This window comes from Streptomyces coelicoflavus, assembly GCF_003112555.1.
Classification (GTDB): domain Bacteria; phylum Actinomycetota; class Actinomycetes; order Streptomycetales; family Streptomycetaceae; genus Streptomyces; species Streptomyces coelicoflavus.
In genome coordinates this window covers 433524-447880 of sequence record NZ_BEWB01000007.1, presented here as the reverse complement: position 1 = coordinate 447880, position 14357 = coordinate 433524, and the positions used below count along the sequence as shown (strand labels likewise).

Here is a 14357-nt window from a genome sequence, read left to right as displayed (position 1 = left end):
GCCGGTGGGTCACCTGCGGGCCGACGACGCCAGCATCGGGAGCGAGACGATGTCGGCGAGGGCCTGCTGGCCGGCGATGTTCGCGTGGACTCCGTCGCCGGTGTCGTACGGCGGGTAGATGCTGTTCGGCCGCACCGGGTCCTCTAGCACCTGGTCGAAGGGGAGGATGCCGTCACAGGTGCCGCCGCAGCTGTTCCACTTCGAGACGAAGGTGCCGACGGCGTGCCGGTCGCGGTTGTGCTGGTCGGTGTAGCCCGGGCGAGGGGTGATGGGCGTGACGTACACCTTGATGCCCGCGGCCCGCAGTCGCTGGAACACCTCGCGGTAGCTCGCCTCGATCTGCGCGGCGTCGCAGCCGGCCGGGAGGTCGTTGGTGCCGTAGTAGTAGAGGACCCCTGTGACCCCGTGCAGGGCCAGGACGTCGCGTTCCAGACGGGCGGCGGCGTCGAGGCCGCGGACGCCCGCACCGATGCCCGGGCAGGTCGCGGCGCTGGTGGTGCCGCCGATGCCCGCGTTGGCGACGGCGAACTGCCGGGCGGGAGGCAGTTCGGAGGTGATCCGCCGGGCGAGGTCGTCGGTCCACCGCAGGTCGGCTCCCGGGCGGCTGCAGCCCGGCCCGCAGTTCGTCGACCCGGTTCCGTCGACGACCGAGCTGCCGTAGGCGACGAGGCTTCCCCGCAGGCGGGGGTTGCGCACGTCGACCGCGCTGACCAGGAGGGTGGAGCCGGTCGTCTCGGTGAACGCGGTGCCGGCCGGGTCGGCGGTGTGGTCGCCCGAGCCGGGCGGGGTCAGGTAGTTGGTGCGGAAGGCGCTGTCGTGCTGCCCCGGAGCCACCGTGCCGGTGACGGAGAGCGACACCGCGACGTCGTCCTGGGCGGCGGTGCGGAGTCTGGTGGTGTCGCTCCACACCTCGCCCCCGGGTGGGACGACCACCCGGCGCCGGCCGTCGAACGTGACGGGGCGCGGGCGTCCCTCCGTCGCGGCGTCCTTGCCGTCGCTGTGTGCCACCGTCGCCGCGTCGACGGTGAGCGGTGTCTCGCCGAAGGTGTTCTGGACGCGTATCCGGACCGCGTCACCGCCCTGGCTCAGGTGGGTGATCATGCGCATCGACTGGTCGCGCAGCGGGGTGGGAGCGAGGCGCTGCTGCGAGGCGGCCCAGGAGGTGAACCAGGCGTTCCCTCCGGGACGACGGTCCGGCCCGGTGCCGTCGGGGGCCGCGGCGGTGCTCGTGGACGCGGCGAGGACGGAGGACGCCAGGGTGAGGGCGAGGGCGGTCGCGACGCCTCGGGCCAGGGGCGCCCGGGCGGAGGAGAGCGTTCGGGCGAGGAGACGGTGCATCGGTGCCTGCCTTTCCGACGGGACGTGACGCGTGCAGGGCTGGATCCTCCCCGGCCGGCCCCCGGCTCACGCCATCTTTCTGACAACGTTGCCTCGAGATCGCTCCCCAGGGTCCGGAGGCACTGCGCCGGGGGCCCACTCCCCCGGCGCGCCCCGGTGTCAGCGCGGAGCCACCGGATCGAGCGCCAGTGCGGCGAAGGTCGCCAGCCAGTGGTCGGTGGTGAAGTCGCCGCGCTCCACCGCCGGCAGGCCCGCCGCGAGATGCGCCCCGGCCGCCTCGTCCAGGCGGGCCCGGACCGAACCCTCGGGCAGGGCGTCGGCGAGCGAACGCAGCGCGGCCGCCCTGCTGAGGGTCAGGCCGAGCAGGTGGCCGATCTGCGGGTCCGCGTGGTCGGAGACCACCGGCACCTCCAGCAGCGCGCAGGGGGCACCCGTCGCGAGGCCGGGCAGGAAGCGGTCGAGCCACGCCGCGAGCCGCTCGGGCGCGAGGACCCTGCGCATCGCGTCGGCCTCGGTGAGCGCCGGGGACAGGAAATCCTGCCCCGACGGTTCCCAGTGCGCGGGCGCGTCGTGGTCGTCGGCGAACCAGCTCAGCAGGCGCTCCCGCACGGCCCGTTCGGTGCCGGCCGACAGCTCGCCCGAGTCGAGTGCGAGGCTCAGCGCGAAGGCGCTGTTGGGGTGGTTGCCGTGGCGTACGGGATAGGTGGCCTTGGGCAGCCACTCGGCCAGCAGTCCGTCGACGGCGTCCACGGCCGGGCCCAGCGCCCGCGCCCAGCGCTCCCCCTCCGCGCCCCCGTGCGCCCGGCACTCGGCGGCGAGCGCGAGCAGCCACGCCCAGCCGTAGGGGCGTTCGAAGGACGGGCGGTCGCGCAGGTAGGCGGCCTCGGTGGCGAGGTGGTCGGGGGTGAGGTGGCGGTCGAGCACGGCGACGGCCGCCTCGGTGTCCGGCAAGGCGGGGGTGCCGCCGTGGCGTCGGAGCAGCCGGACGAGCAGCCAGTGCATGTGCACCGAGGAGTGCCAGTCGTAGGCGCCGTAGAAGGCCGGGTGCAGGGAGCGGGGTTCGGGGCGCTCGTCGGCGGAGGTGATCAGGTGGGCGGGGAAGTTGGGGTACTCGCGGGTGATGTTCGCCAGGGCGAGCTGGGCGAAGGTGGCCGCGTGGGCGCTGAGCGGCATCAGTGGGTGGCTCCTTCGGTGACCTTCAGGTCCTGCTCGGCGGGGGTGCGGGCGGCGGCGGCCAGCAGGGCGCGCAGGCCGTGGGCGACGGTGGCGGGCGGGAGGGCGGGCGCGGTGCCGGCGGGCACCTGCTCCGGCGCCCAGGGCACGTGCGCGAACCCGCCGCGCAGGTGCGGGAACTCGGTGGCGATGAGGTGGCCGAGGCCGTACGCCACGTGGTTGCAGACGAAGGTGCCGGCCGTGTTGGAGACGGCGGCCGGGACGCCTGCCTCACGCATCGCGGCGACGCACGCCTTGACGGGGAGGGTGGAGAAGTAGGCGGCGGGACCGTCCGGGACCACCGGTTCGTCGATGGGCTGTCCACCGGCGTTGTCGGGGATGCGCGCGTCGTCGACGTTGATGCCGACGCGTTCGACGGTGACGCCCGGGCGGCCGCCCGCCTGGCCCAGGCAGAGCACCAGGTCGGGGGCCTCGGCCCGGATGGCGTCGCGCAGGGCGTCGAGGGCCTCGCCGAAGACGCAGGGCAGTTCGGCAGCGGTGACCGTGAGTCCGGCGGGCGGTTCGGCGGCCACCAGGGAGGCCGCCTGCCAGGACGGGTTCACGCGCTCCCCGCCGAAGGGGGCGAAGCCGGTGATGAGGACACGGGTCATGGGCGCTCCTTGCCGTGCGGGTGGAGTGGTGGGGGTCAGAAGGCGAAGAGCGCCATGATCACGGTGCAGCAGCCGAGCAGGGCGATGCCCGTCGGGAGCTGGGCCTTGATGGGCCCGTACTGGTCCTTCAGTTCGAGCAGGGTGGCCGGGACGATGTTGAAGTTGGCGGCCATCGGGGTGCACAGGGTGCCGGCGAAGCCGGCCAGCATGCCGATCGCGAGGACGGCGGGCTCGTTGCCGTGCATCTGCTGGATGAGCACCGGCCAGCCGATCGCCGCCGTCATCACCGGGAAGGCGGCGAAGGCGTTGCCCATGATGACGGTGAACAGGAACATGCCCACGCAGTAGGCGACGACGGCGAAGTACTTCGAGTCGTCGGGCAGGACCTTGTTCATGATGTCGCCGACCTGGTCGCCGACCCCGGCGGCGGCGAAGATCGAGCCGAGCACCGCCAGGAGCTGGGGCAGCAGCAGGGCGGCGCCCATCGCCTCCAGCATGGAGCGGCCGGAGTGGATCGGGACGGAGACCTTCTTCTCGCCGGTGACGAGCATGCCGACGACGAGCGCGGCGATGCAGCCGACGCCGAGCCCGAGCAGGGTGGCCTTGCCCGACTCGAAGAGTCCGGACTCGTCGAGGACGGAGGCGCAGACGATGGCCACGAGCGGGATGGTCAGCGCGGGGATGAAGATCTTGCTGCCGAGCCGGGCGGCGGCGGCCTCGCGCTGCTCGCCGGTGGTGGTGACCGGGACGCCCTTGCCGAGGAAGTTGAAGCCGGCGAGCACGATCAGGGCGAGGACGGCGACGCCGAGCGGTTCGGCGGGCAGGGTCCAGCCGCCGTTGCCCGCGGTGGCGTTGGCGACGCCGGTGCCGTAGGGGAAGGTGAGCCCGAGCAGGCCCCAGAACGCGGCGGACGTCCATCGCTTGGGGTTGCTGCGGTCCATGGCCATCTGCACGGCCATGACGACGAAGACGAGGCCTATCAGCCAGTACAGCCATTCGACCTTGATCACTTGTCGGCCCCCTCGGGAAGCGGCAGCTCGTGTTCGGCGGCGGCCTGCGCCATCTCGCGTTCGAGCTGCTTGTCCATGAGCAGCAGCCGGGCGCCGTGGATGAGGAAGGCGCAGACGGCGAGCGGGATGGCCCACAGGGCGAGCTGGGTCGGCTCGATGTCCTGGTGGTACGTCGAGTTCACGAAGCCGGTGATCAGCAGGATGGAGCCGATCGCGATGAAGCAGTCCTCGCCGAAGAAGACGCCCACGGTGTCGGCCGAGGCCGAGTAGGAACGGACCTTCTCGCGCAGCTTGTCCGGCAGTCTGGCCCCGGTGGAGCGTTCGGCCGCGGCCTCGGCCATGGGGGCCACCAGCGGCCGCACGGTCTGTGCCGGACCGCCGATGCTGTTGAGGCCGAAGGCCGCGGTGACCTGCCGGACCAGCAGGTAGACGGTGAGGAACCGGCCGGCACTGAGCTTGCCCAGGCGGCCGATGAGATTGCGGGCCTGCTCGCGCAGGCCGTAGCGCTCGAGCAGCCCGATCACGGGGAGCACGATGGCGTAGACGGTGACCGAGCGGCTGTCGGCGAAGGACCGGCCGAAGGCCGCGAGGACCTCCAGCGGGTTCATCCTGCCGAGCAGTCCGGTGACGATACCGGCGACGCCCACCACGAGGACGGGGTTGCGGCGCGTGACGAATCCGAGGATCACCACGACCACACCGAGGAGAACGATCATTCGGTGGCCTTCTTCAGGCATGAGGGGGCAGGGCACGGATCCGGAGCTTCGGAACGTGACTCATGGGTCCCGGGGACCATAGCTCCAGATGCGTGGCAGATGCACGGACACTAGCGATCGTTCAACGATCTAACAAGAGGTGAATCCTCATCCCCGCAGAGAGGGCACACACCTCGACCCTCTTGTCGGATCGTTCAACAATCGTCTACGTTCAGGGTGTGATCGACCTCAACGCAGATCTCGGTGAAGGCTTCGGCCGCTGGACCCTCACCGACGACGACGCCCTGCTCTCCGTCGTCACCAGCGCCAACGTCGCCTGCGGCTTCCACGCCGGCGACCCCTCGGTGATGCGCCGCGTCTGCGACCTCGCCGCCGAGCGCGGGGTGCGGATCGGGGCGCAGGTGTCCTACCGCGACCTGGCGGGCTTCGGGCGGCGTGCCATGGACGTGCCCGCCGACGAGCTGGCGGCCGAGGTGGCGTACCAGATCGGCGCGCTCCGGGTCTTCGCCGAGGCCGCCGGGGCCGTGGTCGCCTACGTCAAGCCGCACGGCGCGCTCTACAACCGCACCGTCCACGACGACGGGCAGGCCCGTGCCGTCGTGGCCGGGGTACGTCTGGCGGGCGGCGCCCTGCCCGTGCTCGGCCTGCCCGGCTCGCGACTGCTCACGGCCGCGGCCGACGCGGGGCTCACCGGCGTCCCGGAGGCCTTCGCGGACCGCGCCTACACCGCGCGGGGCACCCTGGTCCCCCGCCGCGAGCCGGACGCGGTGGTGACCGACGGGGACGCGGTGGTACGCCGTGCGGTGGCGTTCGCCGTGGAGGGCTCCGTCGAGGCCGTGGACGGTACGGCCGTCGCGGTCGCCGCCCGCTCGCTGTGCGTGCACGGCGACACCCCGAACGCCGCCCGGATCGCCGCCCGGGTGCGTACGGCGCTGGAGACGGCCGGGGTCGGGATCGGGGCGTTCGCATGACCGGCGGTCCCTCCCTCAGTGTGCGTCCGGCCGGTCGCCACGCCCTCCTCGTGGAGTTGCCCGACGCCGAGCGCACCGCGGCCTTCCACGCCGAGGTGCTGCGCAGGCGCGCCGCCGGGACGCTGCCGCCGGTCACCGAGGTGGTGCCGGGGGCGCGGACCGTCCTGCTGGACGGGGTGCCGGACCCCGGGGCGCTGGCCCGCCGGGTCGTCGGCTGGGAGGTGCCGCCGGTCGCGGACGACACGGGCGACGCGGTGGAGATCCCGGTGCGCTACGACGGGCCGGACCTGGCCGACGTGGCGGCCCTGTGGGGGGTCGCACCGGACGAGGTCGGCGCCCTCCACGGCGCGCACACCTACCGGGTCGCATTCTGCGGCTTCGCGCCCGGCTTCGGCTATCTCACCGGGCTGCCGCCCCGGCTGCACGTCCCCCGGCGGTCCACGCCCAGGACCCGGGTGCCGGCCGGCGCGGTCGCCCTCGCCGGTCCCTACAGCGCGGTCTACCCCCGTGCCACCCCGGGCGGCTGGCAGCTGATCGGCACCATGCCCGACCCGCGCCCGCTGTGGGACCCGGAGCGGGAGCGGGCGGCGCTGCTCACGCCGGGGACACGGGTGCGGTTCGTCACAGCGGACGGCGCGGGGACGGCCACCGCGAGCCCGGCGGCCGGCGCGGGGACGGCCACCGCGCGGACGGCGGCCGGTCGTGTCCCGGCGCCCGGCGCCGGGACGGCGGCCAACGGGCCCGGTCGTGTCACGGCGGGCGGCGCGAGGGCGACAGACGCCGGGACCGGCCGCACCACCACGGCCGGCGTGCACCCGGAGGCCGGGGCATGACGGCCAAGCTGACCACGGTGCGTTCCGGTGCGCTCACGACGGTGCAGGACGCGGGCCGGCCCGGCCACGCCCATCTGGGCGTCCCCCGGTCCGGTGCGCTGGACGCGCCCGCGATGCGGCTCGCCAACCGCCTCCTCGGCAACGACCCGGGCGCCGCCGTCCTGGAGACGACCCTGACGGGCTGCGCCCTGCGGCCGGACCGGGACGTCACCGTCGTGGTCGGCGGGGCGCCCTGCCCGGTGACGGTCGACGCCGGGCCGGTCGCCTGGGGCGCCCCGGTGCGGGTGCCGGCGGGCTCGGTCCTGGACGTGGGGGCGGTGACCGCCGGGGTCCGCTCGTACGTGGCCGTCGCGGGCGGTGTCGCCGTCGAGCCCGTCCTCGGCAGCCGCTCGACGGATCTGCTCTCGGGGCTGGGCCCGGCCCCGCTGCGGGACGGGGACGTCGTGGCGGTGGGTCCTCCCCCGCGGCCGGTGCCGCCGCCCGTCGCCGCCCCCTGGCCCGGCCCGCCGGCCGAACTGGTCCTGCCGGTGCGCCCGGGCCCGCGCACCGACTGGTTCTCCCCGGCCGCGCTGCGCACGCTCACCTCGGCCGCCTACCGCGTCTCCCCGCACAGCAACCGCATCGGCCTGCGCACCGAGGGGCCGCCGCTCGAGCGGGCGTCGACGGGTGAACTGCCCAGTGAGGGCATGGTCCTGGGCGCCGTACAGGTCCCGCCGGACGGACGCCCGGTGATCTTCCTGCACGACCACCCGACGACCGGGGGCTACCCCGTCGTCGCGGTCGTCCCGGAGCCGGCTCTCGCGGCGGCGGCCCAGGCCGCGGCCGGAACACCGCTGCGGTTCACGCCCGCCTGACGGCCAGCCAACCGGCCGCCGCCCCGACCGCGTACCAGAAGAGGTCCGGTGCGTTGAAGGTGGAGCCGAGGACCAGACGGGCCACCGTGCTCTGCCCGGCGAGGTACGCCGGCCCGTCGGTGAGCTGGAGGAACTCCACCGCCCAACTCAGCGCCAGGGCGAGCACGGCGGCCCTCCCCGGCGCCGTCCGCGGCGCCGCCACCAGGACGAGCGCGAACAGCAGCAGGGTGTACAGCGCGTCTCCGCCGTACTTGGCCACCTCGCCCACCGCCACGGCCCTGAGCGCCAGTCCGGCGCCGACGATCACCACCGCGGCCACCGCGGCCGCGAGGCGCGTACGGGTGGGTGCGGGTGTGCGCCTGCGCGTCGCGTCGTCGTCCCGCACGGCGAACCGGGTGGAGGGGGAAGTCATACGGCCATTGTGCGGCCGGTTCCGCCGCCGATTCGCCGCGATTCTCCGCGGGCTGTGGCGGACGCGCGTAGACCTCGGGCACCATCGTCTCGCACCGCACGACTGCGTTGGTCAGTTTCCGCAATCCGCCGGGACGCGAGTGGAGTGGGGTCAGTGCTTGAAGTCGAGTTCGACCGGGGCGCGTTGGCCCGGTTACGGGTGGCGCCCGGCAGCGACGCCCTGTGGGAGACGGTGCTGAGCCTCCAGTTGCTCCAAGACGGCCGGGAGCCCCTGACCTACGATCCCTGGCGGCGCGAGGTGCGCCGGGCACTGCACCGGGCCGGGCTGGCCGACGACGTCAGGGCCTTGATGTCGCTGTGCCCGGCCGAGGGTTACTTCCCGGACTTCCTGACGCCCGGTCTCGGGGACCTCGCGCTGGAGGAGGCCGTGGACCGGGTGCAGTCGACGCCCCGGCGCCGGCTCGTCGCCGAACTGGCCCGGTTGTGCGCCCGGTCGCACGGTCCGGTGCCGCGCAGCGTGCGGTGGGTCGCCACCGGGGAGTCGACCGCACTGCGCTGGCTCGGCGGCACGTTGCGGCGGTACCACGCCGTGGCGGTGGCGCCGTACCTGTCCGTGATCCGCGCCCGGGCCGGCCAGGACCGTGCCCGCCGGGCCGAGGCGGCGCTCACCGGCGGGGCGGAGGCGCTGCTGGCCGGCTACGCGGAACTGCCGGGCTGGCGGCGGCCCGACGGCACCCGGCTCGCCGCCCCCTACCCCGAACCCAGACTGCTGCGGCTGGGCGGGCGCCCGCTGACGCTGGTGCCCGCCTTCTTCTGCGTACGCACGCCGCTGGCCCTGGTGGACGAGTCGCTGCCGCACGTACTGGTCCACCCGCTGGACCCGGAGCCCGGCTGGCTCCCGCGGCTGCGGGCCGGGGTGGACAGGCCGTCCGTCGCGCAACTGATCGGCGCCTCCCGGGCGTGGATGCTGGAGTCCCTGGAGGCGCCGATGACGACGACGGCCCTGGCCGCCGCGCTGTGCCTGGCGCCCTCCACGGCGAGCCGGCACGCCGCCGTGCTGCGCGAGGCGGGGCTGGTGAGCACCCGGCGCGAGGGCAACCGGGTGCTGCACCGCCGCACGGCGCTCGGGTCCGCCCTCCTGGAGGCTCAGCAGGTGGGCACGCCCGGGAGCCAGGCGTCGGCCACGTCGATGAAGATGTTGGAGACGTAACCGCCGTAGTCGGGCAGGTAGGACCAGGCGTCGTTGCTGTAGCCGTCGTAGTTCACGAGCTGGCCGTGGACCTGGCACCGCACCCGCACGGTCGTGGGCCCGGGCAGGCTCGCCACGCGCGTGGACGCGGTCGTCGCCTGCTGCCGGACGCTCACGTCGGTGCCCCAGGTCGGGAAGGACGTGGTGTCGCCGCCGCCCTCGGTCCACAGGTAGGTGACGGTCACCCAGCCGTTGTCGTTCAGGCCGACGTTGTAGAAGGTGCCGTCGGCGAGGTCGATGCCGGCCGGGTTGGCGACCTGGCGGCCGAACTCGTCGCGTCCGCCGTTGTAGCCGTCCTCGTACGCGGCCTGCGCCTCGGGCAGGCCCTGCGGGAGGTCCTTCCACTGCTCACGCACCGACGAGGGGTTCCAGTGGTCGTCGTGGGTGTTCCACGGGCCGACGTCCCACACGGGCGCCGTCTCGCAGCGGGCGGGCCCGCACACCTGCACCGAGTACTGGCCGCTGCCCTTGGGAGACAGGGCGCGGCGGGAGGGCAGCGCCACGAAGTGGTCGTTCGCCTGGATGACGTGCCCGTTGGCGGTGGTGTGCCCGACGAGGCCCTCGCGGGTGGCGTAGACCCGGGCGGAGAACGCGGCGGCCCTGGTCGCCGGTGCGGGCTCGGCGGGGGCGGTGCCCGCGTCGTCCGCCGTCAGGGTCACCGCCCGTACGGCCGCGGTGGGTTCGCCCTTGGCGTTCCACAGGGTGAGCCGGGCCTGGACGTCGACGACGTACCGGGGCAGCTCGGCCGGGGCGCCGGCCGCCGCCCGCCGCCACTCGGTCCAGGTGCCGTCGGCCGCGCGGCCGCGCACGTCGACCTCGACGCCCGCCGCGCCCGGCACCGTCGCGTCGAGGTCCACGGCGACCCGGTTCACGGGCCGGTCCACGTGGTGCGTGTCCAGTACGGCGGAGGCGTAGCCGCGGTCCCGGCCGAGGGACGCGGGGCTGACGGAGCCGTCGCGCACCCGCAGGGCGCCGGAGCCGTACCGGACGTTGACGTCGTCGGTGCCGGGCCGGGTCAGGTCCGCGCGCCAGGACACCGGGGCGGGCGGTACGGCGGCGTCGGCGGCCGGGGCGGGCGCGGCGGCGAGGGCCGTACCGGCGAGGGCGAGCAGGCACACCGTGCCGCTCAGGGCCCGTCGGGCGCGGGGTCTGCGGCGCGGGGCGCAGCCGCGGCGCCGGAGGGGAGGTGTCAGCATGTGGGCACTCCTGGGAGCCAGGCGTCGTCGACGTCGATGAAGATGTTGGAGACGTAGCCGCCGTGGTCGGGCAGGTAGGACCAGGCGTCGTTGCTGTAGCCGTCGTACTCGACGAGGCCGCCGTGGACCTGGCAGGCCACGCGGACGGACGTCGGTCCGGGCAGACTCGCCACCCGTGCGGAGTCGGTCGTCGGCTGCTGACGGATGCTCACGTCGGTCCCCCAGGTGGGGAAGGGGGTGCCGGTGGAGCCGTCGTCGTCGCCCTGGACCAGGCTCATGTAGTAGGCCCAGTCCCAGTTCGGGCCGGGGTCGGTGTGGTCGTTGCCGGGGACCTCGCTGTGTCCGACGATGTGCGCGCGGTCCTTGGGGATGCCGTACTTGTCGGCGAGGTAGCGGGTCAGTGCCGCGGACGAGCGGTACATCGCGTCGGTGAACCAGGCGGGGTCGTCGACGTAGCCCTCGTGCTCCACGCCGACGGAGTAGGGGTTCGCCGAGCGCGCGTGCCAGGCGGTGTCGCCCTCGCGGACGGTCTGGGTGATCTGCCCGTCGGAGGACCGCACCACGTAGTGGGCGCTGACCTGGGCGGACGGATTCTGGAACCAGCTGATGGACCCGGCGTACGAGCCCTGCGTGACGTGCACGACGACGGTCGTGATCGCCGAACTGCGGCCCGCGGCGTAGTTGCCGGAGTAGGCCGGGTTCCAGAGCGCCGAGGGGTATTCGGCGGCGGCCGCGAGCGCCGCGTCGGCATCGGTCTGCGCGTACGGTCCGCGTTCGGGCCGCACGGTGCGCGGGGCGACGGCGACCTGTTCGCCACCGTCGGCACGGGTCCGTACGCCCTCGCCGAGGATCTCGTAGACGGCGTCGGCGTACAGGCGGGCCGCGGCCTCGCCGCCGGGGGCGCCGTAGCGGGCGGTGACGGGGTACCAGGCGCCGAGCCGGTCGCGGTCGGCGGCGTCGAGACCGGCCTCGTCGGCCAGGGCGCGCAGCACGGCGGCGGCGCCGTCGATGTTGGCGCCGGGGTCCGTCCTGAGGTCGGCGAGGCTCGCGCCGGTGAGCCGCGCGGCCCGTTCCAGGGTGTGCCGTTCGGGGTTGCTGACCAGGTGCATCATGCCGTAGCCGTTGTCCTGGCTGGGCTGTCCGGCGTGGCCGTCGAGGCGGGTCTCGCCGTAGCCGACGGCGACCAGGAGGTCCCGGGGGACGTCGTGGGCTACGGCAGCGCGGGCGAACGCCGCGTTGACGGGGGCGTCGGCCGGGGCGGGCGGCGCGGGTGCCGCGGCGGCCGGGGACGGCTGGCCGGTCAGGGCCAGAGCCGCCGCGACGGCCGCGGCGCACAGCGCGGTGCGCGCACGTCTTGCGGGGAGTCCGGAGGACATGTGGGGTGCTCCGCTCTCTCCGGTGCCCATGGGGGTGTGGGGTGGCGGCCGCACGGGCACCGGGGGGCGCGGCCGGCCGGCTGCGTGGACCGAACCCGCCCGTGAGCAACGGGAGTTGTTCTGCACGCCGGTCGTCGCATCATGGATCGCCCGGCTTGACGTGAGCAAGTCATTGCAGCCTGAACGAATGACCTCGCGACAGGCGCAGGTGAAGTCGCACTGCTTGCGCCGACCCTCTTCGACCGCACACTCGGCCGGGCGGCAGGGGCGGGCACACGGGCACCGGCCCGGGCAACCCCCGCAGGGGCAGCCCCGAGGGACGACGGACCCAACAACTGCTTCCCGCACGCGCATTGACCACAACGGGCTTTCTGCCTAACGTCCCGGTCAAGCTTCATTGAATCCTTTCAGCGCCCCAGCCCCCACGCTCGGGCGGCCCCACGCGAAAGAAGCGCATGCACAGGATCCCCGCACGCCGTGCCTCCGTACTCGTCGCCGCCGTGTCCTCCCTCAGTCTTCTCACCGCCGCGTGCGGCGACGGCGACGGTCCGGCGGACGGCGACACGGCGACGAACGCCAAGAACGCCGAGGCCTCTCCCAACGCGCCCACCAGGACGGGCCTGACCGTCGGTTTCCTTCCCAAGCAGGTCAACACGCCCTACTTCTCGGTCGCCGACAAGGGCGGGGAGCGCGCCGTCGAGTCACTGGGCTCGACCTTCAGGGAAGTGGGCACGGACCAGGGCGCCGACGCCTCCGGGCAGGTCTCCCACATCAACGACCTCACCGCACAGGAGGTCGACGCGATCGCCGTCTCGGCACTGGACCCCGACGCGCTGTGCGACTCCCTGAAGCAGGCCATGGACAAGGGCGTCAAGGTCGTCACCTACGACTCCGACACGAAGCCCGAGTGCCGCTACGCCTTCGTCGCCCCCGCGAGTGCCGAGGACATCGCCGTTCGCCAGCTGGAACTGCTGGGTGAGCAGATCGGCTACCGGGGTGACGTGGCGATCCTGTCCGCCGCCCGGACGGCGACGAACCAGAACGCCTGGATCAGCAGCATCAGGAAGGAGCTGGACGACCCGCGGTACAAGGACATGCGGCTGGTCGACGTCGCCTACGGAGACGACGAGGCGGAGAAGTCGTACCGGAAGACCGAGGAGCTGCTCCGGAAGCACGGGAACCTGAAGGGGATCATCTCTCCCAGCACCAACGGGATCAAGGCGGCCGCGAAGTACCTCTCCCAGTCGTCGCACAAGGGCGAGGTGAAGCTCACCGGGCTCGGCGCACCCAATGACATGCGTCCGTACATCGAGGACGGCACGGTGGAGGCGTTCCTGCTGTGGGACCCGGCCAAGCTCGGGGAGCTGGCCGGCCACGCCGCGGTGGCCCTCGCCTCCGGGCAGATCACCGGCCGGGAGGGGCAGATGTTCCTGGCCGGGGACATGGGCTGGTTCAAGCTCGGCGGGAACGGCGTCATCACCCTCGGCGATCCGACGGTCTTCGACGCCGGGAACATCGACGACTACGACTTCTGACGTCCGCCTCCGGCGGCGGTGCCCCCGCCGCCGGAGTCACCGCCGTCTCCTCCGGGCGGCCCGGGGCTGCCGGAGCCGCCGCCCGGGCCGCCGGCGTTCAGGTGCTGAAGCGCCTCGACCAGTTCGTGGCAGGCCCGTTCCACCGACCGTCTGGTGTTCAGCTGTTCGCTGATCACCGCGGAGAGCAGGAGAGCGGTCAGTCCGAGGGTGCCGTTGAACGCCTGGAGTTTCATCATCGTCTCGATCTCGGTCAGCTTGCCGAACGAGCCGGCCTCCTGCCGGGCCACGACGGTGGCCAGGACGGAGGCGAAGAGGGCGCACGGGATGCCGCCCGCCAGCTGGAAGCGCAGCGCCGACCAGATGAGGATCGGATACGTCAGGAACAGCACGCTGACCGAGCTGTACATGATCAGCGGTATCAGGACGCACACGACGACGGTGAGCCCGACGGCCTCGGTCCAGCGCACCGATGGGGGCGGCAGGCGGGCGCGGTACAGCAGGAGCAGCAGCGGGGTGACGAGGACGACCCCCATGGCGTCTCCGACCCACCAGGCCAGCCAGACGATCCCGAGATGGTCGGTGGGGAGCTCGTCCGACAGCAGGAGCATGCCGACGCCCGCCCAGGAGCTGATCAGCATGGCGGTCAGCGCCCCCAGGAAGACGAGCGCCAGCCCGTCCCGCAGGCGGCTCAGACTCACGCGGAACCCCACCGCGCGCAGCATCAGCCAGGCACAGACGGGGCCGGCGGTGTTGCCGGCCACGATGCCGGCGGCCTCGGGCCCGGGAGCGCCCAGGGAGAGGATGACCAGCAGCGCGCCCAGGGCGATGCCCGGCACGCACCACGGCCCGAACAGGAGCAGGCAGGCGACCGCGAGGCCGGTGGGCGGCCAGATGGGCGTGACGACGGACCCGTCGGCGGTCAGCTGCTGGGACAGTCCGAGCCGCCCGGCCGCGTAGTAGCAGCCGGCGACCAGCAGCGTCGCACAGGCGAGGAGGACCGGTCGCGGCCATGCACGGATACCCACCACAGCAGTCATCAGACACC

13 protein-coding genes and 1 pseudogene are annotated in these 14357 nt (G+C 73.8%); 5 read left to right on the top strand and 9 right to left on the bottom strand.

Translation table 11 applies throughout. The features are described from left to right. Positions 1-9 precede the first annotated feature (9 nt). From Sco07f_RS19620 to Sco07f_RS19600, 5 genes are all read right to left on the bottom strand, one after another. Positions 10-1338, bottom strand: a complete 1329-nt coding sequence (locus tag Sco07f_RS19620; protein WP_108988595.1) for an SGNH/GDSL hydrolase family protein — start codon at positions 1336-1338, stop codon at positions 10-12. 159 nt (positions 1339-1497) lie between these two features. Then, on the bottom strand, positions 1498-2511 hold the full coding sequence (locus Sco07f_RS19615) for a DUF2891 domain-containing protein (RefSeq protein ID WP_108988594.1): 1014 nt from the start codon (positions 2509-2511) through the stop codon (positions 1498-1500). Beyond that, a complete protein-coding gene (gene pcp, locus Sco07f_RS19610) occupies positions 2511-3161 on the bottom strand; it encodes a pyroglutamyl-peptidase I (RefSeq protein ID WP_108988593.1) in 651 nt (216 codons plus the stop codon). The genes Sco07f_RS19615 and pcp overlap by 1 nt, the downstream gene beginning before the upstream one ends. 35 nt (positions 3162-3196) lie before the next feature. Next, positions 3197-4171 (bottom strand): DUF979 domain-containing protein, encoded by a 975-nt coding sequence (locus tag Sco07f_RS19605; RefSeq protein ID WP_007389690.1) that lies wholly within the window; start codon positions 4169-4171, stop codon positions 3197-3199. After that, positions 4168-4887 carry a DUF969 domain-containing protein gene (locus Sco07f_RS19600; RefSeq protein WP_007389689.1) on the bottom strand — a complete coding sequence of 240 codons (720 nt, stop codon included), beginning with the start codon at positions 4885-4887 and terminating at the stop codon, positions 4168-4170. The genes Sco07f_RS19605 and Sco07f_RS19600 overlap by 4 nt, the downstream gene beginning before the upstream one ends. A gap of 218 nt (positions 4888-5105) precedes the next feature. Here Sco07f_RS19600 and Sco07f_RS19595 point away from each other — a divergent pair, with 218 nt between their 5' ends. The 3 genes and pseudogenes from Sco07f_RS19595 to Sco07f_RS19585 all read left to right on the top strand — a co-directional run bounded on the left by Sco07f_RS19595 (position 5106) and on the right by Sco07f_RS19585 (position 7545). Further along, positions 5106-5858, top strand: coding sequence for a LamB/YcsF family protein (locus tag Sco07f_RS19595; protein ID WP_108988592.1), 753 nt, complete (start codon positions 5106-5108; stop codon positions 5856-5858). After that, positions 5855-6496, top strand: a pseudogene (locus tag Sco07f_RS19590) (5-oxoprolinase subunit B family protein); the annotation flags it as partial. The gene Sco07f_RS19595 and the pseudogene Sco07f_RS19590, both read left to right, overlap by 4 nt. Positions 6497-6687: 191 nt before the next feature. After that, positions 6688-7545, top strand: coding sequence for a 5-oxoprolinase subunit C family protein (locus Sco07f_RS19585; protein WP_087788257.1), 858 nt, complete (start codon positions 6688-6690; stop codon positions 7543-7545). Here the strand turns inward: Sco07f_RS19585 and Sco07f_RS19580 are convergent. Further along, entirely contained in the window at positions 7532-7957 is a 426-nt protein-coding gene (locus Sco07f_RS19580; protein WP_244942075.1) for a ribosomal maturation YjgA family protein, read from the bottom strand. The genes Sco07f_RS19585 and Sco07f_RS19580 overlap by 14 nt on opposite strands. A gap of 153 nt (positions 7958-8110) precedes the next feature. On the opposite strand from Sco07f_RS19580, the gene Sco07f_RS19575 reads away from it, so the two are divergent. Next, the gene (locus tag Sco07f_RS19575; RefSeq protein WP_108988590.1) at positions 8111-9166 is read left to right on the top strand and encodes a helix-turn-helix domain-containing protein; all 1056 of its coding nucleotides are present in this window, start codon (positions 8111-8113) and stop codon (positions 9164-9166) included. Here the strand turns inward: Sco07f_RS19575 and Sco07f_RS19570 are convergent. Together Sco07f_RS19570 and Sco07f_RS19565 are read right to left on the bottom strand one after the other, a co-directional pair. Continuing rightward, positions 9103-10401 carry a DUF8814 domain-containing protein gene (locus tag Sco07f_RS19570; protein ID WP_108988589.1) on the bottom strand — a complete coding sequence of 433 codons (1299 nt, stop codon included), beginning with the start codon at positions 10399-10401 and terminating at the stop codon, positions 9103-9105. The two genes, Sco07f_RS19575 and Sco07f_RS19570, sit on opposite strands and share 64 nt — an antisense overlap. Further along, entirely contained in the window at positions 10395-11777 is a 1383-nt protein-coding gene (locus tag Sco07f_RS19565) for an N-acetylmuramoyl-L-alanine amidase (protein ID WP_054101024.1), read from the bottom strand. Before Sco07f_RS19565 ends, Sco07f_RS19570 begins: the two co-directional genes overlap by 7 nt. Positions 11778-12232: 455 nt before the next feature. Between Sco07f_RS19565 and rhaS the strand changes: the two genes are divergently transcribed. After that, positions 12233-13312 (top strand): rhamnose ABC transporter substrate-binding protein, encoded by a 1080-nt coding sequence (gene rhaS, locus Sco07f_RS19560; RefSeq protein ID WP_087788260.1) that lies wholly within the window; start codon positions 12233-12235, stop codon positions 13310-13312. Here the strand turns inward: rhaS and Sco07f_RS19555 are convergent. After that, positions 13300-14349 (bottom strand): MASE1 domain-containing protein, encoded by a 1050-nt coding sequence (locus Sco07f_RS19555; RefSeq protein ID WP_087788261.1) that lies wholly within the window; start codon positions 14347-14349, stop codon positions 13300-13302. The genes rhaS and Sco07f_RS19555 overlap by 13 nt on opposite strands. Positions 14350-14357: the final 8 nt, after the last annotated feature.